Genomic DNA, 342 nt, shown 5'->3' with positions numbered 1-342 from the left:
GGCCAGGCCGGGGTGGCGGCGGCGCAGGACGGTCACCGCGAGGATCTGGGGGAGGGCCTGGACCAGCACCATCACGGTGGTGAGCAGGGCGATCAGGACGGTCAGCGGCGGGTGTTCGGCGCTGCGTCGGGGGTGCCGGCGGAGGAGGAACCGGGGTGCGCCACCCGAGGCCGTGGCGGGCAGGCCGACGTCGTAACCGTGCTCATCCTGATCACCGCATGCGCAGAGAGAAGAACCGGGCTGCGCGGCGGCTCACGGGGGCCGTACGACGAGGCGCGCGGCGGGGTATTCTTCCGAGCCGTCGGCAGACTCCATCCCCGACACGGGTTCCCCGTCCACGGG

The 342-nt window shown here is 73.4% G+C and carries 1 pseudogene; it reads left to right on the top strand.

Annotated features, from left to right (window positions below):
- A pseudogene (locus UK12_RS44055) lies at positions 1-342 on the top strand (hypothetical protein); the annotation flags it as partial.

Origin of the sequence: Saccharothrix sp. ST-888 (assembly GCF_000955975.1) — a bacterium.
Taxonomy (GTDB): Bacteria; Actinomycetota; Actinomycetes; order Streptomycetales; family Streptomycetaceae; genus Kitasatospora.
This window is presented reverse-complemented; position numbering and strand designations above follow the sequence as displayed.